At 72.1% G+C, this 19037-nt stretch carries 19 protein-coding genes; 13 read left to right on the top strand and 6 right to left on the bottom strand.

Translation table 11 applies throughout. The features are described 5' to 3' along the window. The 12 genes from VGO20_RS11630 to VGO20_RS11575 all read left to right on the top strand — a co-directional run. Window positions 1-954: cell envelope integrity TolA family protein (locus tag VGO20_RS11630; protein ID WP_327502509.1), on the top strand; the 954-nt coding region annotated here is incomplete at its 5' end. Between the two features lie 174 nt (window positions 955-1128). Then, window positions 1129-2487, top strand: a complete 1359-nt coding sequence (gene tolB / locus VGO20_RS11625; protein WP_414639798.1) for a Tol-Pal system beta propeller repeat protein TolB — start codon at window positions 1129-1131, stop codon at window positions 2485-2487. Between the two features lie 149 nt (window positions 2488-2636). Then, window positions 2637-3131: a peptidoglycan-associated lipoprotein Pal gene (gene pal, locus VGO20_RS11620; RefSeq protein ID WP_327502508.1), complete on the top strand. Its 495-nt coding sequence runs from the start codon at window positions 2637-2639 to the stop codon at window positions 3129-3131. Between the two features lie 259 nt (window positions 3132-3390). Continuing rightward, a complete protein-coding gene (gene ybgF / locus VGO20_RS11615) occupies window positions 3391-4386 on the top strand; it encodes a tol-pal system protein YbgF (protein ID WP_327502507.1) in 996 nt (331 codons plus the stop codon). Then, window positions 4387-5757 carry a tRNA lysidine(34) synthetase TilS gene (gene tilS / locus VGO20_RS11610; protein WP_327502506.1) on the top strand — a complete coding sequence of 457 codons (1371 nt, stop codon included), beginning with the start codon at window positions 4387-4389 and terminating at the stop codon, window positions 5755-5757. A gap of 117 nt (window positions 5758-5874) precedes the next feature. Continuing rightward, window positions 5875-7806, top strand: coding sequence for an ATP-dependent zinc metalloprotease FtsH (gene ftsH / locus VGO20_RS11605; protein ID WP_327502505.1), 1932 nt, complete (start codon window positions 5875-5877; stop codon window positions 7804-7806). A 73-nt stretch (window positions 7807-7879) separates the two neighbouring features. Continuing rightward, on the top strand, window positions 7880-8989 hold the full coding sequence (folP, locus tag VGO20_RS11600; RefSeq protein WP_327502504.1) for a dihydropteroate synthase: 1110 nt from the start codon (window positions 7880-7882) through the stop codon (window positions 8987-8989). A 76-nt stretch (window positions 8990-9065) separates the two neighbouring features. Next, complete coding sequence (gene glmM, locus VGO20_RS11595; protein ID WP_327502503.1) at window positions 9066-10430, top strand: phosphoglucosamine mutase; 1365 nt, start codon at window positions 9066-9068, stop codon at window positions 10428-10430. Continuing rightward, window positions 10427-11227 (top strand): bifunctional hydroxymethylpyrimidine kinase/phosphomethylpyrimidine kinase, encoded by an 801-nt coding sequence (gene thiD / locus VGO20_RS11590; RefSeq protein ID WP_327502502.1) that lies wholly within the window; start codon window positions 10427-10429, stop codon window positions 11225-11227. The genes glmM and thiD overlap by 4 nt, the downstream gene beginning before the upstream one ends. A gap of 67 nt (window positions 11228-11294) precedes the next feature. Next, window positions 11295-11540 (top strand): antitoxin VbhA family protein, encoded by a 246-nt coding sequence (locus tag VGO20_RS11585; RefSeq protein WP_327502501.1) that lies wholly within the window; start codon window positions 11295-11297, stop codon window positions 11538-11540. Further along, complete coding sequence (locus VGO20_RS11580; RefSeq protein ID WP_327502500.1) at window positions 11533-11937, top strand: hypothetical protein; 405 nt, start codon at window positions 11533-11535, stop codon at window positions 11935-11937. The genes VGO20_RS11585 and VGO20_RS11580 overlap by 8 nt, the downstream gene beginning before the upstream one ends. Further along, a complete protein-coding gene (locus tag VGO20_RS11575; protein ID WP_327502499.1) occupies window positions 11913-12143 on the top strand; it encodes a hypothetical protein in 231 nt (76 codons plus the stop codon). Before VGO20_RS11580 ends, VGO20_RS11575 begins: the two co-directional genes overlap by 25 nt. A gap of 80 nt (window positions 12144-12223) precedes the next feature. Here the strand turns inward: VGO20_RS11575 and VGO20_RS11570 are convergent, their stop codons facing one another. From VGO20_RS11570 to VGO20_RS11545, 6 genes are all read right to left on the bottom strand, one after another. Beyond that, window positions 12224-12691, bottom strand: a complete 468-nt coding sequence (locus VGO20_RS11570) for a hypothetical protein (RefSeq protein ID WP_327502498.1) — start codon at window positions 12689-12691, stop codon at window positions 12224-12226. 32 nt (window positions 12692-12723) lie between these two features. Then, window positions 12724-13671 (bottom strand): spore coat protein U domain-containing protein, encoded by a 948-nt coding sequence (locus VGO20_RS11565; RefSeq protein ID WP_327502497.1) that lies wholly within the window; start codon window positions 13669-13671, stop codon window positions 12724-12726. After that, on the bottom strand, window positions 13668-16187 hold the full coding sequence (locus tag VGO20_RS11560; RefSeq protein ID WP_327502496.1) for a fimbrial biogenesis outer membrane usher protein: 2520 nt from the start codon (window positions 16185-16187) through the stop codon (window positions 13668-13670). The genes VGO20_RS11565 and VGO20_RS11560 overlap by 4 nt, the downstream gene beginning before the upstream one ends. Before the next feature lie 68 nt (window positions 16188-16255). Continuing rightward, complete coding sequence (locus tag VGO20_RS11555; RefSeq protein WP_327502495.1) at window positions 16256-16996, bottom strand: fimbrial biogenesis chaperone; 741 nt, start codon at window positions 16994-16996, stop codon at window positions 16256-16258. 161 nt (window positions 16997-17157) lie between these two features. Then, window positions 17158-17613 (bottom strand): spore coat protein U domain-containing protein, encoded by a 456-nt coding sequence (locus VGO20_RS11550; RefSeq protein ID WP_327502494.1) that lies wholly within the window; start codon window positions 17611-17613, stop codon window positions 17158-17160. 242 nt (window positions 17614-17855) lie between these two features. After that, complete coding sequence (locus VGO20_RS11545) at window positions 17856-18320, bottom strand: hypothetical protein (protein WP_327502493.1); 465 nt, start codon at window positions 18318-18320, stop codon at window positions 17856-17858. A 121-nt stretch (window positions 18321-18441) separates the two neighbouring features. On the opposite strand from VGO20_RS11545, the gene VGO20_RS11540 reads away from it, so the two are divergent. Beyond that, complete coding sequence (locus VGO20_RS11540) at window positions 18442-18966, top strand: terminase small subunit (RefSeq protein WP_327502492.1); 525 nt, start codon at window positions 18442-18444, stop codon at window positions 18964-18966. Window positions 18967-19037: the final 71 nt, after the last annotated feature.

Here is a 19037-nt window from a genome sequence, read left to right as displayed (position 1 = left end):
CCGACGGCCCTCGTGATGCCGGCGCAGCCGATCCCGGTCGACATCGTCGACATCGGCGAGATCACGAACACCCGGATCGACGAGGCGCAGCCGGCGCCGACCCCGCCGCCCCGGCCCGCCGCCCGGCCGGCCCCGCCGGCCGCGACCCCGCCGCCGGCCGCCGCCACACCCGAGCCGCCGCCGGTCCCGACGCCGCGCACGCCCGAGCCGCCGACCCAGCTCGCCCAGGCCCCGCGCGTGCCCGAGCCGCCGACGCCCCCGCCGCCGGCCCAGCAGCCGAAGCCCGAACCCCCCAAGCCGGAGCCGGCCAAGCCCGAACCCGCCAAGCCCGAGCTCCCCAAGGCGGAGCCCGCCAAGCCCGAGCCTCCCAAGCCGGAACCGCCGAAGGTCGAGCCGCCGAAGCCGAAGCCCCAGCCGCCGAAGCCGGAGCCCAAGAAGCCCGAACCGGCCAAGCCCGAACCGGCCAAGCCCGAGCCGCCCAAGCCGGAACCCAAGAAGGAGCCGGAGAAGCCGCAGTTCCAGAACCTGCTGAAGGACCTGACCAAGCGCGAGGACCCGCCGGCGCCGGAGGAGGCTCCCGAGACCGAGGTCGCGGACGCGCCCGATACGCCGTCCAACAGCGCCGCGCCGCGTCTGTCGGACCGTCTGTCCATCAGCGAGATGGACGCGGTCCGCCGCCAGGTCAGCGGCTGCTGGCTGGTCGATCCGGGCCTGCCCAACGTCCGCGACATCGTGGTCGAGATCCGGGTCCGCATCGGGCAGGACCGGACCGTCGAGTCGGCCGAGATCGTGGACGCCGCGCGCATGCGCTCGGACCGGGTGTTCCGCACGGTCGCCGAAGGCGCGCTGCGCGCCGTGCGCAACCCGCGCTGCAACCCGCTGGAACTGCCGCCCGACCGCTACGACACCTGGCGCGACACGGTGTTCGTCTTCAGCCCCCGCGACGTCCTGTAGGGCCGGAATTTCCCCTCTCCCGTGCAACAGGAGAGGGAGGGGCCCAACCGGAGGTTGGGAGGGTGAGGGCAGAACGCCCCCAACCCAACACCGCCGCCAGCCACCGCCACAGTGGCGACACGATTGCAACTATCGTATGTCCGGATCAACGTTCCACACGCCAGAGGCCTTGCTTTGACCACGTCCGCTTCAATCGGGATCCTGCACCGGCTGGCCTGCCGCGCGATCCTGGCCTTCTTCGCCGTGGTTCTCGCCGGCGCCGCGCCCGCGCTCGCGGAACTGCGCATCGACATCACCAGCGGCTCGGTGGAGCCGATGCCGATCGCCGTCACCGACTTCGTCGGCCGCAGCGCGAACGAAGCCCAGATCGGCCGCGACGTCTCGCAGGTGATCGCCGCCAACCTGGAACGCTCGGGCCTGTTCCGGCCGATCGACAAGACCGCCTTCATCCAGGACGCCGCCTCGCTCCAGGTCCAGCCGCGCTTCGCGGACTGGCGGGTGCTGAAGGCGCAAGCACTGGTCAGCGGCAAGGTCGAGGTCCAGCCGGACGGGCGCCTGCGCGTCGAGTTCCGGCTGTGGGACGTCTTCGCCGAGCAGCAGCTCACCGGCGTCGGCTACACCACGGTGCCGGAGAACTGGCGGCGGATGGCGCACATCGTCTCCGACGCGATCTACAAGCGGATCACCGGCGAGGACGGGTATTTCGACACCCGGATCGTCTACGTCTCCGAGACCGGCCCGGCGAACGACCGCAAGAAGCGGCTCGCCATCATGGACCAGGACGGCGAGAACCATAAGTTCCTGACCGACGGCAACACCCTGGTGCTGACCCCGCGCTTCTCGCCGAGCACGCAGGAGATCACCTTCCTCAGCTTCCACAACAAGCGGCCGCGGGTGTACCTGTTCAACATCGACACCGGCCGCCAGGAAGTGCTGGGCGACTTCCCGGGCATGAGCTTCGCGCCGCGCTTCTCGCCGGACGGCAACAAGGTCGTGATGTCGCTGGCGTCCAGCGGCAACACCGACATCCATGCGATGGACCTGCGCACGCGCCGCACCCAGCGGCTCACCGACAGCCCGGCCATCGACACCGCGCCCTCGTACTCGCCCGACGGCGCGCGCATCGTGTTCGAGTCGGACCGCGGCGGCTCCCAGCAGCTCTACGTAATGGACGCTTCGGGCGGAAACGTGCAGCGCATTACCTTCGGCGAGGGCCGCTACGCCAACCCCGTGTGGTCTCCGCGCGGCGACCTGATCGCCTTCACCCGCATCCACCAGGGCCGCTTCTACATCGGCGTGATCCGGCCGGACGGGAAGGGCGAACGCCTGCTGACCGAGGCTTTCCACGTCGAAGGGCCGACCTGGGCGCCCAATGGACGGGTGCTGATGTACTTCAAGGAGAGGGCGTCCGGCGAAGGTGGGCGCGCGCGCGTTGCGCGGCTCTACAGCATCGACCTCACCGGTTTCAACGAACGCGAGGTTTTCACGCCGTTGGACGCATCGGACCCCGCTTGGTCGCCCTTGATTCCCTAGCGGCACCACATTACTTTGCCCACCGCACGTAGGACGTGGAAATACAGGCGGGAAAGACCGGAAGCAAACGGCGCGAAGCGGTAGAGAAGCGTTCCTGGCAATGTTTGCTGCGTGCAAAACAACGTATGTCGCTGTAGGGGGTCTTTAAAATGCGTTTGAAAGTTCTGGGCCTGGTGGCCGCAGTGGCGTTGCTCGCGGCTTGCGAGACGGCGCCGACCGAGACGGGCACGGTCCAGCCGACCGGCGGCGCCTCGACCGCGCAGGGTGCGGTCAATGCCGGCCCGACGCCGGGTTCCCAGGAAGATCTGGTCGTCAATGTCGGCGACCGCGTGTTCTTCGGTTTCGACCAGTTCGACCTGTCGCCCGAGGCGCGGGCCACGCTCGACCGGCAGGCAGGCTGGCTGAACCAGTACCGCGGCGTCACCGTCACGGTCGAAGGCCATGCCGACGAGCGCGGCACCCGCGAGTACAACCTCGCGCTGGGTGAGCGCCGCGCCAACGCGGTGAAGAACTACCTGGTCGCGCGCGGCGTCGACGCGAACCGCGTCTCGACCGTCAGCTACGGCAAGGAGCGTCCGGCCGTCCTCGGCTCCAGCGAGGCCGCCTGGGCGCAGAACCGTCGCGGCGTGACCGCGGTCAACTGACCCGACGGCTCCGCCGTCAACTGATCCGACGGCTCCGCCGTCAGCAGATCGACGGTTCCGGACCGGCCCTGCGCGCGCCGTTCGCGCCTGCAGGGCGACGAGAAGAGGCGCCGCTCCCTCCGGCTTCGGCCGGCCCGGGTGTGGCGCCTTACTTTTGCCTGGTTTTCGCTCGCATCCTCCGGGGTGTGGGCGGCCGCAATCCCCCAGCGGGCAATCCCCCGGCGGGACCGGCGGTCGCGCTAGACGGATTGATGACGCCATGACCGAGATTGCCTCCAACCCGCACCCCGCGCGCCGCAGCCCTGTATCCAGGACCGCCAGGGGCTTGGCCGCGGCTCTGGCGGTGGCCTGCGCCGTGGCCGGGGCCGCGCTTCCCGGCGTGGCCGGCGCCCAGGACCTCCAGAGCCTGATGAACCGCATCAACCGGCTGGAGACGGACGTCGACACCCTGAACCGCCAGGTCTATCGCGGCGGCGGCGCGCCCGCGCCGCTGACCGGCCAGGCCGCACCCGCCGCGGGAGGGGTGCCGTCCAGCCTCGCCGCCGACTTCGAGGTCCGCCTGACGCGCATCGAGCGCGAGCTCCAGGTCCTGACCGGCAAATACGAGGAGACCGCCTACGGCGTAGCGCAGGCGCGCGAGCGCCTGGACACGCTGCAGTCCGACCTCGACTACCGCCTCTCCGAGATCGAGTCCCGGCTGTCGGGCGGGAATGCCGGCACCGACACCGGCGCCGCCCAGCCCTCCGGGCAGGCGCCCCGTCCGAACCAGCAGGCCGCCTCGTCCGCGAACGGCGCGGGCCAGAACCAGGGGAACCAGACCCAGGCCGCCGGCACGCAGACGGCCGCGGCGGGCGGCTCGCTGCCGACCGGCAGCGCCCAGGAACAGTACGACCACGCCTTCGGCCTGCTGCGCAACGCCGACTACCCCCAGGCGGAAGCCGCACTCCAGCAGTTCATCTCCGGCCATCCCGACCACGCGCTCGCCTCGAACGCCCAGTACTGGCTGGCCGAGACCTATTACGTGCGCCAGAAGTACCGGGAGGCCGCGGTCGCCTTCGCCGAGGGCTACCAGAAGAACCCCAAGGGCTCCAAGGCGCCCGACAACCTGCTGAAGCTCGGCATGTCGCTGGCCGCGATGAACCAGCGCGACGACGCCTGCCTGACCCTCGCCCAGCTCGACCAGGAGTTCCCGGACGCCAGCGCCATCATAAAGCGCCGGGCCGACCAGGAGCGCGGCCGCCTGGGCTGCGGCTGAGTGACGGCGGCTTCCCCCGACCCCGATCCCCCCGGCCACCCTCCGATCGGTGAGGGCGAGTTCGCGCGCCTGCTGGCCCGGCTCGGCCCGTTCGAGCCGCGGCCCCGCCTGGCGGTCGCCGTCTCGGGTGGGGCCGACAGCATGGCGCTGTGCCTGCTCGCGCGCGACTGGGCGCGCGCCCGCGGCGGCGACGTGCTCGCGCTGACGGTCGACCACGGGCTGCGCCCGGACAGCGCCGCGGAGGCGCGCGCCGTCGGCGCCGGGCTGGCGGCCCTGGGCGTCGCGCATGCGGTCCTCGAATGGTCCGGGCCCAAGCCGGGCACGGGGATACAGGAGGCCGCGCGCGAGGCCCGCTACCGCCTGATCGAGGCGCGCTGCCGCGCCGAGGGCATCCTCCACGTCCTGCTCGGCCACCACCTCGACGACCAGGCGGAGACCGTGCTGCTGCGGCTGGCGCGCGGCAGCGGCGTCGACGGCCTCGCCGGCATCGCGCCCGTGCGCGAGCTGGGCGCCTGCCGGCTGCTGCGCCCCCTTCTCGGCGTCCCGGGCGCGCGCCTGCGCGCGACGCTGGAGGCCCGCGGCCTGCCCTGGATCGAGGACCCGTCGAACGGTTCCGCCCGATTCGCCCGCGCCCGCCTGCGCGCGGCGGCCGGGCTGCTGCGCCGGGAGGGCCTGGGCCCGGAAGCGCTGTCCGCGACCGCCCGGCGCTGCGCGCGGGCGCGCTCGGCCCTGGAGCGCGCCGCGGCCGGGCTGCTGGCCGAGGCGGCCGTGCTGCGGCCGGAAGGCTGGGCGCTCCTGGAGCGCGACTCTCTCGGCCGGGCCGCGGAGGAGGTCGCGCTGCGGGCGCTGGCCGGCGTCCTCGGGGCGGTCGGCGGCTCGGGCCGCCCGATCAGGCTCGACCGCCTGGAGCGGCTGCGCGCGGCACTCCTCGACGGCCCCGCGAAGGCGCGGACGGCCGCCGGCTGCCTCGTCCGGGACTGGCGCGGCCGGGTGCTGGTGTGCCGGGAGCCCGAAGCCGTCTCTCAACGGCTAACGCCGATGCCCGGTGAAACCGCGCTCTGGGACGGGCGTTTCTCCGTGACGGTCCCCGCCGGCGGATGCGAGGGTCTCGTGCTCGCCCGCCTCGGCGATGCCGGCTGGCGGGCCCTGCCGGCGCGCCGGCGCGATCTCGTGAAGGAGCGGATGCCCCATGCCGTGGCTCTGGGAACACCGGCGATCTGGCGCGGCGACGAGCTGGTCTCGGCGCCGATCCTCGGCTGCGGCCCGCTTCCGCCCGGCGATCCGGCCGGTGATCGGGCCGGCGATACGGGCATCGCGATCGCATTCGCGCCGCCCCGGTCGATCGGTGGTGCCTCTTTCCCAGTTGTTTGAACGCGGCTCGGCATTATCTACTCTTGTGGAATTCCTGAATGGTCGAGGCGTGGCGCCCGACGTGCCGGCTCGGTGGGCCAAGCGGTGCGAGGGGCGTTTCGACGAAAGGCATGGACCGTGAACAACTTCGGTAAGAATCTGGCGCTCTGGATCATCATCGGGCTGCTGCTCGTGGCCCTGTTCAACCTGTTCCAAAGCTCATCCACCCGCACGCCGCAGTCCACCGTCGCGTTCAGCGAGTTCCTCGCCGAGGCCGAGCGTGGGCAGGTTTCCGACGTCACGATCAAGGGCAACCAGATCAGCGGGCATTTCGTCGACGGCCGTTCCTTCAGCACCTACGCGCCGCCCGACGCGGACGTGGTCAGCCGGCTCGCCGACAACAACGTCAAGATCAGCGCCATGCCGGACGACAGCAACGTCCCGTCGCTGTTCAGCGTGCTGCTGTCCTGGTTCCCGATGCTGCTCCTGATCGGCGTCTGGATCTTCTTCATGCGCCAGATGCAGTCCGGCGGCGGCAAGGCGATGGGCTTCGGCAAGTCGCGGGCCCGCCTGCTGACCGAGAAGGTCGGGCGCGTCACCTTCGACGACGTCGCGGGCATCGACGAGGCCAAGCAGGAGCTCGAGGAGATCGTCGAGTTCCTGAAGGACCCCCAGAAGTTCCAGCGCCTCGGCGGCAAGATCCCGAAGGGCGTGCTCCTGGTCGGCCCGCCGGGCACCGGCAAGACCCTGACCGCGCGCGCGGTCGCGGGCGAGGCGAACGTCCCGTTCTTCACCATCTCGGGCTCCGACTTCGTCGAGATGTTCGTCGGCGTCGGCGCGTCGCGGGTGCGCGACATGTTCGAGCAGGGCAAGAAGAACGCGCCCTGCATCATCTTCATCGACGAGATCGACGCCGTCGGCCGGCATCGCGGCGCGGGCCTCGGCGGCGGCAACGACGAGCGCGAGCAGACGCTGAACCAGCTCCTGGTCGAGATGGACGGCTTCGAGGCGAACGAGGGCGTGATCCTGATCGCCGCGACCAACCGCCCCGACGTGCTCGACCCGGCGCTGCTGCGTCCCGGCCGCTTCGACCGCCAGGTCGTCGTGCCGAACCCGGACGTGCTGGGCCGCGAGAAGATCCTCAAGGTCCATATGCGCAAGGTGCCGCTGGCGCCCGACGTCAACCCGCGCATCATCGCGCGCGGCACCCCGGGCTTCTCGGGCGCCGACCTCGCCAACCTCGTCAACGAGGCGGCCCTGCTCGCCGCCCGCATGGGCAAGCGCGTCGTCGGCATGGCCGAGTTCGAGGGCGCCAAGGACAAGGTGATGATGGGGGCGGAGCGCCGCTCCATGGTCATGACCGAGGACGAGAAGCGCCTGACCGCCTACCACGAGGGCGGGCACGCGATCGTCGCGGTCCACATGAAGGACAGCGATCCCGTCCACAAGGCGACGATCATCCCGCGCGGCCGCGCGCTCGGCATGGTGATGCGCCTGCCCGAGGGCGACCGCATCTCGCTCAGCAAGGCCAAGCTGGTCGCCGACCTCGCGGTGGCGATGGGCGGCCGGGTCGCCGAGGAGCTGATCTTCGGCGTGGACCGGGTCACGACCGGCGCCTCCTCGGACATCAAGATGGCGACCGACATCTCGCGCCGGATGGTGGCGGAGTGGGGCATGAGCGAGAAGCTCGGCCCCCTGATGTACGGCGAGCCGAGCCAGGAGGTGTTCCTCGGCCATTCCGTAACCCAGCACAAGAACATGTCCGACGCGACGGCGCGCACCGTCGACGAGGAGGTCCGCCGGGTCGTGGACGACGCCTACACCACCGCGCGCAGGATCTTGAGCGAGAACATCGACCAGCTCCACACGCTGGCCAAGGGCCTGCTCGAGTACGAGACCCTGTCCGGCGACGAGATCAACGCCCTGCTGCGGGGCGAGCCGATCGTGCGCACCGACAAGGCCGACAGCCCGCCCCAGCCGAAGCCGCCCGCGGCCGGCCGCCGGGCGTCGGTCCCGACCACCGGCAAGGACACCGGCGGCTTCGAGCCCGAGCCCCAGCCCGGCACCTGAGCGGGGGGACGGCACCATGACGGCTCCCTCCGCGGAGCCGGCGGCAAGCCCCGGATCGCTCCGGGGCTTTTGCTTGCCGGAACCCGGCGAAGGCGCGCGGCTGTTCCTGCGCCCGGTCGCGATCCTGTCCGGCGCCGCCGCGCGCCGCGCGGTCGAGGCCGGAAGCGCCCTGCCGCTGGCCGGCGGCCCGCTCGCCTTCGCCGCCGTCGAGGCGGCGCTCCGCCAAGGCCCCGCCGTCGAGGCGGCGCTCCGCCCGGCACAAGGCGCCGCGGCGGCGCGCGCCGTCGCGGCCCCGGCGGACGTCCTCGCCTGGGCGCGCACCCGCGGCCTCGAAGCGTCGCTCGACCCGCTGGTGCGGCCGCGGCCCGCCTTCGCGGGGCTGGCGCCCGGCCGGGCGGCGGTCATGGGCATCGTCAACGCGACGCCGGACAGCTTTTCCGACGGCGGCCGGTTCCTCGCCCGGGACGCGGCCATTGCCCATGGCGCGGCGCTGCTGGAGGCGGGGGCCGACCTCCTGGACGTCGGCGGCGAATCGACCCGTCCGGGCGCCGAGCCGGTCGACCCGGACGAGGAGAGCCGGCGCGTGGTCCCGGTGATCCGCCATTTCGCCGAGCGCGGGGCCCTGGTGTCGGTGGACACGCGCCACGCCGCGGTGATGGCGGCGGCGGTGGCGGCGGGGGCGCGGATCGTCAACGACGTCACCGCGCTGGCCGGCGATCCCGCCAGCCTCGGCGTCGTGCGCCGGGCCGGCGTGCCCGTGGTGCTGATGCACATGCGCGGCGAGCCGCGGACGATGCAGCAGGATCCCGTCTACGACGATGCGCCGCTCGACGTCTTCGAATGGCTGGAGGCGCGCCTCGACGCCTGCTTGGCCGCGAACATCCCCCCGGCCGACCTCGCGGTCGACCCCGGCATCGGCTTCGGCAAGACGGTCGCGCACAACCTCGACCTGCTTGCCTCGACCGCGCTGTTCCACGGCCTGGGCGTACCGATCCTGGTCGGCGTGTCGCGCAAGGGGTTCATCGCAAGGCTCGGCCGCGGCGAGGAACCGACCGGACGCCTCGCGGGTTCCCTGGCCGCCGGGCTGGCGGCGGTGCGGCAGGGTGCTGCGATCCTGCGCGTCCACGACGTCGCCGAGACCGTCCAGGCGCGTGCCGTCTGGTCGGCGATCGAGGCGGCGTAGGCCGGGCCAACCCGGTTCCGTATGGCGGGTGATCTGCTATAACGGCAACGGCCACCGGAGCGAGACGAGGGGCGAGATGACGCGCAAGCTGTTCGGGACCGACGGGATCAGGGGGACCGCCAACACGGAGCCCATGACCGCGGAGACGGCCTTGAAGGTGGCCATGGCCACGGCGGCGCAGTTCCGGCGCGGCGACCACCGGCACCTCGCGGTGATCGGCAAGGACACGCGGCTGTCGGGCTACATGCTGGAGCCGGCGCTGACCGCGGGCTTCACCTCCATGGGGATGGACGTGGTCCTGGTCGGCCCGATGCCGACCCCGGCCGTCGCGATGCTGACCCGCAGCCTGCGCGCAGATCTCGGCGTCGTGATCTCCGCCTCCCACAACCCGTTCCAGGACAACGGCATCAAGCTGTTCGGCCCCGACGGCTACAAGCTGTCGGACGCGGTCGAGGCGGCGATCGAGGCGCGCATGGCGCTGCCCTTCGGGCCCGACCTCGCGTCCGCCGCCGGGCTCGGCCGCGCCCGGCGCCTCGACGACGCCAGCGGGCGCTACATCGAGGCGGCCAAGGCGACCTTCCCGCGCGGCCTGCGGCTCGACGGGCTGAAGATCGCGGTCGACTGTGCGAACGGCGCCGCCTACAAGGTCGCCCCGACCGTGCTGTGGGAGCTGGGCGCCGAGGTGGTGACGGCGGGCGTCCAGCCCAATGGTCTGAACATCAACCAGGGCTGTGGTGCTACCTCGCCCGCCGCCCTGCAGGAGCTGGTGGTGCACGAGGGCTGCCATATCGGCGTGGCGCTCGACGGCGACGCCGACCGGGTGATCCTCGTCGACGAGGCCGGCCGCCAGGTCGACGGCGACCAGCTGATGGCGCTGGTCGGGCGCTCCTGGGCGGCGGACGGCCGGCTGCGCGGCGGCGGCGTCGTCGCGACCGTGATGTCCAATCTCGGGCTGGAACGCTTCCTCGGCGGGATCGGCCTGGCGCTGGCCCGCACCCCCGTCGGCGACCGCTACGTCGTCGAGCACATGCGCGGCCACGGCTTCAACGTCGGCGGCGAGCAGTCCGGGCACATCGTGCTCGGCGACTACGCCACCACCGGCGACGGCCTGATCGCCGCCCTCCAGGTCCTGGCCGTGGTCCAGCAGAGCGGCCGGCCCGCCAGCGAGGTGTGCCGCATCTTCGAGCCGGTGCCCCAGCTCCTGCGCAACGTCCGCTTCGCCGGCGGCCAGCCGCTCGACGCGGTGGCGGTCAAGCGGACGATCCGCGACGCCGAGAGCCGCCTGGGTGCTGCCGGGCGGCTGCTGATCCGCAAGTCCGGGACCGAGCCGCTGATCCGGGTCATGGCCGAGGGCGACGACGGCGCCCTGGTCGAGGCGGTCGTCGCCGAGATCGCGGCCGCGATCGAGAGCGAGGCGGCCGGTTCGGGGTCGGCGCCATGAAGGGCCGCGTGCTGATCGCCGCCGGCTCGGACAGCAGCGGCGGGGCCGGCATCCAGGCCGACATCAAGGCGGTCACGGCACTCGGCGGCTACGCGGCCACGGCGATCACGGCGCTGACCGCCCAGAACACCCGCGGCGTCTTCGGCATCCTGCCGGTGCCGCCGGACTTCGTGGTCCGGCAGATGCGCCTGATGCTCGACGACATCGGCGCCGACGCGGTGAAGACCGGCATGCTGAACAGCGCCGAGGTGATCGAGGCGATCGTGGGCGTGCTGGTCGACTATCCCCAGGTGCCGGTCGTGGTCGATCCCGTGATGGTCGCCAAGGGCGGCGACCGCCTGCTCCAGGAGACGGCCGCCCGGGCGCTGGAGACCCGGCTGCTGCCGCGGGCCCATGTCGTGACGCCGAACGCGCCGGAGGCCGAGGCCCTGACGGGGATGCCGGTGCGCGACCTGGACGGGATGCGCCGCGCCGCGGCGAAGCTGCTGACCTTCGGCCCGCGCGCGGTGCTGCTGAAGGGCGGGCATGTCGAGGGCGCCACGGTGACCGACCTGCTGCTGACCGCCGACGGGGAGGAGACCTTCACCTCCGCGCGCATCGACACCGTCCACACCCACGGCACCGGCTGCACGCTCGCCTCCGCGCTCGCGGCCGGCATCGCCCAGGGCCTGGACCTGCGCGCGGCGGTCGTCCGTGCGCGCACCTATGTCGAGCGCGCCATCCTCACCGCCCCCGGCTACGGCACCGGCCACGGCCCCCTCAACCATGCCTGGCCGGTCACCGGAAACAAGCCCTAGCTGGTATTGCGCCATGCCGGCAACCATCTGATAATCGGATGGTGCCTTCAGGGGCCGGGAGATCCACGTGGGCAAGTACGCCAGTTACCGAGCAGAACTCCGCCTCGACGGGGCCATGAGGCGTCCGGCGATTGGCCGCCTCGAGATCGCGGCACGCCGCGAGGAGGTCGGCCAGATCGCGGCGATCTCCGCGTTCGAGGGACTTCGCCCGACGCCCGAATACGAACATCTGCGCGACAGCTACGCTTCCGGCGAGATCAGCGCCCGCACGTTCAAGGAACGGGTGCTTGGTCGCTGGAAGAGGAATGGCTGATCCCTATCTCATCCCGGACACCTTCGTTCTCAGGAACAAGCTCGGCATCACCGACGCGGACGTGTTGGCACGAGCCGAATACGAGATCGTGGAGGCGTCGGCGGCAGAGCTTTTAGAGGGCTATCGTGTCGCGAGGCGTCCTCTTCAGGTATCGATGCCCGCTTGGCGGACGGTCCGCAAGGCGCTGTTTCGCGATGTTTACGATTGGGCAGGCGAGTACCGGTCCGTTTTCATTTCGAAGGAGAACTTCAAAGGGAAGTCGGATTTCTGCGCCCCTGACCGCATCGGGATCGAAGGCGAAAGGGCGCTTGCCGGGCTGAAGGCTCGCTGCGGCACCTCGGACGAGCGCCGTTCTCCAACGTGCTGGACGGCATGGCCGACGCCTACGTCGCCTTGAATGAGGTTCATCCATTCCGCGAAGGCAATGGCAGGTCACAGAAGGTGTTCTTTACTCTCGTCGCACGCCGGCATGGGATTCATCTGAACTGGGGCGCCGTCGATCCGGACGAGCACGATGTTGCGGCGATCGAGGGTTCTTACGGAGAGCTGTCGAGGATGCGCGAACATTTCCGCGCAATCGGCAAGCTTCGTCCTGGTGATTGATCCGCCGCCATACACCAAGCTGGCGTTGATAGGGGCGGGACAGGCGCGGCAGCCCGTACCGGATCGAGGGCCGCCCCCTCCTACTTCGCCTCGATCGTGACCGTGACGACGTCGTCATAGGCGTCCGCGATCGCCTCGTCCCCGTCGCCCGCGCGCACCGCCAGCTCGTGGCGCGCCGTCCCGGGCAGGCTGCGCGAGACGGTCAGCCCGCCGCTCCCGTCCGTCCCCGCACCCTCGTACAGCAGCGTGTAGGGGATGCTGCCGCCGCGCTCGCCGACCAGCCTGCCGCCGTTGCGCGAGGACAGCGTCATCGTATAGCCGGTCGGCGCGTTGCAGCTTTCCTCGATCGCCGCCACCGTGGTCGTGCGCACCCCGCCCGCCAGGTCGAGCAGCGTGCGGTGGTCCTCGATCGCGACCGAGCAGTTCTGCTGGACGAAGGCGACCAGCCGGATGCGGCCGCTGTCCGCGAGCGCCGGCGCCGGCGCGAGGACGGACGGGCCGAAGCCCGCGAAGGGCAGCACGGCCAGGAAGGCGAGGGTGGGGCGCATGCTCGGTCTCCTCCGTTCTACTGGGCCATCGTCTATTGGGCCGTCACGGTCAGCGTCAGGTCGTCGCGGTACTTTCCGGCCACGGCTCCCGCCGTGTCGCCGATCTCGATCTCGATCCGGTGCTGGTTGAGGGAGCGCCGGTTCGTGGTCGCGGCCTCGACCGGCACGCGGGCGCGCTGGCCGAGCTGCAGCACCCTGCCGTCGATGACGATGACGTAGGGCACGACGGAATCCTTCGCTTCGCCCTGGCCGACGAACTGGCCGCCGTTCTCCGACTCGATCTCGATCTCGTAGCCGAGGTTGCCGGTCGCCTCCAGGTCGAAGCCCAGCCGCTCCCCGGTCTCCAGCTCGCCGAAGTCGAGCTTGCCGACCGTGCCCTGGAGCTTGCGCCGCGCCCCGTCCACGACCACCTCGAAGCTCGCGACCGGCGCCGCCACCGCCTCGACGCGGATCATGCGCGTGTCGAGGACGGCGCCGGGGATGCCGCCCTCCAGCTCGTACAGGATGAAGGTGACCATGTCGGCATAGCGGCCGGCGGACACGACCTGGCCGTCGGGGATCTCGCCGTGGAAATCCAGCTCGTCCGTGTCCTTGTTGCCGTTGAACCGCCCCGTCAGCAGGGTCTCCGTGCCGCCGCCCGACGCGTCCAGCAGCGGCCGCGACCGATTGGCGCCGGTGTAGAGCATGTAGGCGAGCGTGCCGTCCCCCGACGCCATCCGCCGCATGCCCGCGGGCTGCTGGCCGGAATCGGCGCCGACCGCGAAGTCGCAGCCCGCGCCGTCCCTGGCGACGGCGATCTCGAACCGGGTCGACGGCTTGCCGTTGTCGAACGGGTCGTACTGGCGGGGGAACTGGACCTGGTTCACGCTCTCGAACCGCAGCCGGCAGGCCGCCGCCTCGCCCTGCGCGGGAGCGAGGATGGCCGCCCCCGCCAGCCCGGCCAGCAGTCCCGCAAGGAGAGATGCGTGCCGGACGCTCATCGGGGCACCACCACGCCCAGGTCGATCGTCCCGTCGGCGTCGGCCGGCACGCTCACCGCCACCGGGGCCGCCTCCATCGTCGTCAGCACCAGCCGCCACGCGCCCGGCGAGACGCCGTCGATGCGGAACCGGCCCGTGCGGTTGGTGAAGAACGTGGTCTGCGCGCCGTCCGGGCCCTCCAGCACGCCCGCCTGCAGGCCGAGTGGTGCTCCGTCCGGGCCCTGCAGCACGCCGGCCACGCTGGCGACGCCGTCGGTCCCCACCGGCACGACCGTGCCGCTGCGGTAGCTCGGCAGCAGGGTCGGCCGGTCCTCGCCGAGGTCGTAGCCGGCCGGCGCGTCCGGCACCTCGATCGTCATCGGGCGCAGCCGGTGCGACGACAGGCTCGGCACCACCGCGGGGCCGAGCAGGTCCGTCCGCGCGACGTAGCTGTCGCCGAACCGGTCGACGCCGACCTCCCGGTCGGCGATGCGCCGGTGCGGCACGACGATCGCGAAGCTGTCGGTGATCGGCCGCGACACCGCGAGATGCCCGTCGGCGAAGGCGAGCGCGGTCGCGAAGCTGGCGGAGCTGCGGCTGTCCATGCCGCTGCGCCCGCCGCCCGCCGCCCCGCCCGTGATGGAGGACGACGGCCGCTCGACCCGGTCGTGGCGCAGCGAGGCGGAGAAGCGCGGATGCACGTAGGCGGCAGCACCGGTCAGGCTGTCGCCGCTCGGGTCGCGGGCGACGTCGGCCGACACGCTGAGGGCGTCGACCGGCTGCGCGTCCTGGTAGCGCCACTCCAGGCGGCGCTCCTTGCTGGCGGTGTCGTAGCTCGCCCCGGCGGCGTGCCGCCCGTCGGCGAAGGTGAAGCGCAGGCTCGCATAGCCGACGGTCTCGCGCGTGCCGTCGGCGTTGCGCAGGTGCTCGGCGCTGACGTCGAAATAGAGGCCGCGGGCGACCCTCGTCCGCATGCCGAGCTCCGCGCTCGCGGCATCCCCGGTCGCGCCGCGCCCGACCTGGTAGCGCGTGCCCAGCGTCAGCGACGTCGACGTCGTGACCGGCTGGCCGATCCGCGCGGCGAGGTCCCAGGACACGGGGTTGTTCGGGCGGGTCGTCCCCAGCGCGGCGAAGTCCTCGCTGCGCCAGATCGCCTGGGCGGTGACGCTCCGGCGTTGCCAGATCTCGCCGCCGCTGCGGTAGTCGCGAAAGCGCAGCGCCGCCGCGTAGCCGGTGTCCGCCCCCTCGACGCCGCTGGCCGACGGCTCGAGGCCGAACGTGCCGAGTGGCGTGGCGAACAGCACCTCGCCCCCGACCAGCCACTGCCGGCGGTCGGCCTGGAGGTTGGCGCCGACGGTGAGCTGCTCGCTGAGCCCGGCCCGGTGCAGCGCCGTGAGCGTCGCCAGCTCCTCGTCGTAGCGGTAGCGCTCGCCGTCCACGCGCGACGGCAGCCCGGCCGCATAGGCGAACTCGTGGACCCCCGGCGCCAGCAGCCGGTTGTCGAAGAAGAACGGGAAGGCGATCACCTCCTCGCGCCCGGACGGGTCGGTGATCCTGACCGTGACGTCGTTGGTCCCGGCCGTGCCCGGCAGGTTGCGCAGGTCGTATGACCCCGGCGCCAGGCGGAAGACCCGCGTCGGCCGGCCGTTGACCTCGACCTCGACCAGCGAGGGCTGGTCCAGGACGAACGCCTGCTGGCCCGAGGGGGTGAAGGTCTCGTAAGGGCGCAGGAGGAAGTTGCTGGCCACCGCCAGCCCGCCGAGCGGCCGCCCGGCCTGGAAGCCCGCCAGCGGATAGCCGATGTCGCCGGCCGCCACCCGCAGCCTGTGGTCCGGGAAGTCGCGCAGCAGGCGCATGTCGCCGCGCTGCCAGACGGCCTCGCCGTCCTCGCGGTAGAACGCCTCGGCCTCCGCGACCCAGCCGTACAGGTTGAAGGCGGCGTCGACCGAGCCGCCGAGGGGCTGGCGGCCGTTGCCCCGGCTCTCCCCGGCGAGGTCGTGCCACGCCTGCGAGAAGCGCAGATTGGCATAGGCGCTGACGAAGGCGGGGGCCAGAAGCTCGCCGGGATCGGTGAGGCCCGGCTGCGGCGCCAGGTCGAGCACGACGGTGCGGCGCAGGGTCGGCGCGGTGGTGACGCGCAGCGCCAAGGTCGCCTGGTCGACCTCGACCGCCATGCCGTCGACCGCGACCTCGCCGGCGGGCGTCAGGCCGGAACCGGCGCCCAGATCCCGCGGCGCGGAACCGGCGCCCAGATCCCGCAGCGCGCGCACGGCGTCCGGCTGGAGATGCGCGTCGAGCAGGTCCGCGAGCATGGCGAGGTCGAGTGCTGCGTCGTCCGGCCCCGGGCCGATCTCGGCGCGCACGGCCCCGGCCTCCCGGCCGTCCAGGACGACCGGCAGGTCGAGCTGGCGGGTGGCCGGGCGGGCCTTGGCGCCGAAGACCTGGCGGAAGATGTCCTGCTGCGTCTGCGCGTGCAGCGGCCCGCACGCCGTGCCCACCGCCAGCCCGACCGCGAGCGCGCCCGCGAGCCGCGGCATGATCCCCGCACTTCCGGCCACCGGCCGGCGCCGGGTCCCCGCACTTCCGGCCACCGGCCGGCGCAGAGTCATTGCGCGAGGGTCAGCGACGCGGTGACGGGGCCTTCGCCCAAATCGGGCGGCCAGGGCAGCAGGAACCGGCGGCGCGTGCCGGCGAGCACGTTCTCCCCGCTCAGCGCCGCGACGGCGTCGCCTTCCAGCGTGATCGCGCCGCCGGGGCCCGACAGCGTGAGCCGGGGTCCGGCCAGGATCTGGTGCGACGTGCCGGCGTTCTCCACCGTCAGCTCGACGAGGCGCTGCCCGCCCTCGGTCACGGCGCCGGCGCCGGTCACCCGCACCTCCGGCCGCGCGCCGTCGGGCATCACGTAGACCGAGGCGACGTAGCGCACCAGCAGCCGCACTTGGCCGCCCTGCGCGCCGCCGCCGCCGAGATCGATCGGCAGTTGCTCCGCGATCAGCCGGTACGCCCGTTCCGCCTCCAGCGCCGGCTTGCCGACATACTGGACGCGCACGCTCTGGCTCTCGCCGGGCATCAGGACGATCTGCTCGGGAAAGACGACGAACTCCTCGTCCGCCGGCGCCAGCCGGTCGGCGCCGTCCGCCTCCATCGCCCGCGCCATCATCCGGACCTCGATCGCGGCGGGCTCGTTCCGGTCGTTCTCGACCCGGAACACCTGGGTGGCGCCCCGCCCGGTCGGGGCGAACTCCATCTCGATGGGCACCAGGCGGAACGCGGCCGCCGGCTCCGCGGATGCCAGCAGCAGCCCCGTCACCGCCGCGAGCGCGGCCAGCAGGTTTCGGCAAGACATGGTTCGGACCGTCCCGATGAGAACTCTCGGCCTGAAGGAATACCGAAAATTCCTTAACCATGACTCAACGACCTCGGCGTCGGCGGCGGCGGCGTCGGCGGCGTCGGCGGCGGTGTCGGGGCGCTGCCTTGCATGCGCTCGGCGGCGATCCGGCCTGCCGCTCACTTGGCGGCGATCTGGATGGTCAGGGTGTCGGTGTAGGTGCCGGCGACGGCGTTCGGCTTGGCGGGGATGCTGACGCCGACCGTGACCTGCTTGTTGAACTGGGCGCCGCTGCGGGTCAGGGTCCAGGGCGAGCCGAGGGTCTGGCTCTGGTTGTCGTAGACCAGCGTGTAGTTGACCGCCTCGTTGCCCGAGCGCAGCGCGCCGGCGTTGGACGAGGTGATGGTGATGTCGTAGCCGGCGCCGCTGTTGCAGTTCTCGACCACCGTCCCGACCGAGCGCGAGCTCTCGCCGCCGCTGATGTCCAGCGTCGTGTTGATGTCGCTGACGCTGACCGTGCAGGCCTTCGCGACCGAGCCCTTGAGCTGGATCGTCCCGGAGGTCGAGGCCTGGGTGGCGCCGGCGAACATCAGGGTGGCGGTGGCGGCGGCGGCGATGGTCAGGGTGCGGAACATGGCGGTGGTCCTTTCTGGCTGGGTCGGCGCCCGGGGCGTCCGTTCTGCCTTTCTCATTGGCAAGCGCGATGCCAACTGCCGGCCGGCCCGTGCCGGGACCGCGAACTCCAGGAATTCCGCCAAATTTTAGGGAAATGTCGGGAGGGGGTTTCGGGACGCCGGGAGCGTGGCCGGAAAATTCTGCCGACCCGGGGGGAAGTTCTTGCTGGGGGGGCGGCAGTTTCGGCCGGGCGGCCGGCCGCTCACTTCGGGGCGATCTGTATCGTCACCGTGTCGGTATAGGTGCCGGCGACCGCGTTCGGCGTCGATGGCAGGGTCACCCCGACGACCGCGGTGGTCGCCTTGTTGCTTCTGTCGCCGCGCGTGATCGTCCACGGCGTGCCCAGGGACCTGACCTGGCCGTCATAGACGAGGGTATAGGCGGCGGTGGCGCCGTCGGCCCGCATCACGCCGGAGTTGCTCGACACGATGGTGATCTCGTAGCCGAGCTTGCTGTTGCACCGCTCCGACACGGTCGCGACCTGGCGCGCGGTCTCGCCGCCGACGATGTCCAGCGTCGCCGCCGCCTCCTGGATCGCGATCGAGCAGTTCTTGAACACCGCGCCCTTGAGCTGGAGCGTGCCCGTGGCCGTGCCTGTGCCGGTCGCGCCGGCGGGGCCGGCGGCGGCGAGCAGGGCAGCGATGGCGAGCGTCGGGATGCGGAGCATCGATCCGTCGTGGTGGTGGCGAGGTCTCGGACCTTCCGGTCCTGCAATTGCAGTGCCACTTGACGTTGTTCCTATTAAGTTCCTATATTGGGGTATGTTTACCTAGAAAGGTGCATGCGCCATGGTCGCCGAAGCGTCGCTCAACTCCCGCCAGGACCTGTTCTGCACTTTCGTCGCGGAGGGCACGTCCTATGCCGCCGCCGCGCGCATGGCCGGCTACGCGCCGAAATCCTCGCGCGAGCGCGGCTCGGAGCTGATGGCCAACGAGACCGTGCGCCGGCGGGTCGATGAACTGAAGGCCCTGCGCGCGGCCGCCCATGCCGCGATGTTCGACCGCCTGGAGGGCTGGCTGATCCGCCTGGTCGAGCGCGCGTTCGAGCTGGACCAGCTCGCCAACGCCGCGCGCGCCATCGACCGCCTGATGCACCTCCATCCCATGAGGAACCGCGCCAACGCCCGCCTGCCGGCTTTCGCCGACGCGCAGGACGAACCCGACGACCTGTCCGCCGCCCTGCTCCTGGACCTGGCCGAGCGGCCCCCGGTCCCGGTTCCGGTCCCCGCCGCCGCCCCGGCCACTGCCCCGGCCACCCCCGTCCTCAACCGCCGCCGGCGCCGCGCCCTCCAGGCCGCGCTGCGCCGCAAATAGCCGCCCCCGGCAAGGAGCCCAGATCATGGCGTTCACCCCGGTCCCCATCGAACCCCGCCGGGTCAGGACGG

Source organism: Arenibaculum sp. (assembly GCF_035998295.1).
Lineage (GTDB): Bacteria > Pseudomonadota > Alphaproteobacteria > Azospirillales > Azospirillaceae > DASYHS01.
This window is presented reverse-complemented; position numbering and strand designations above follow the sequence as displayed.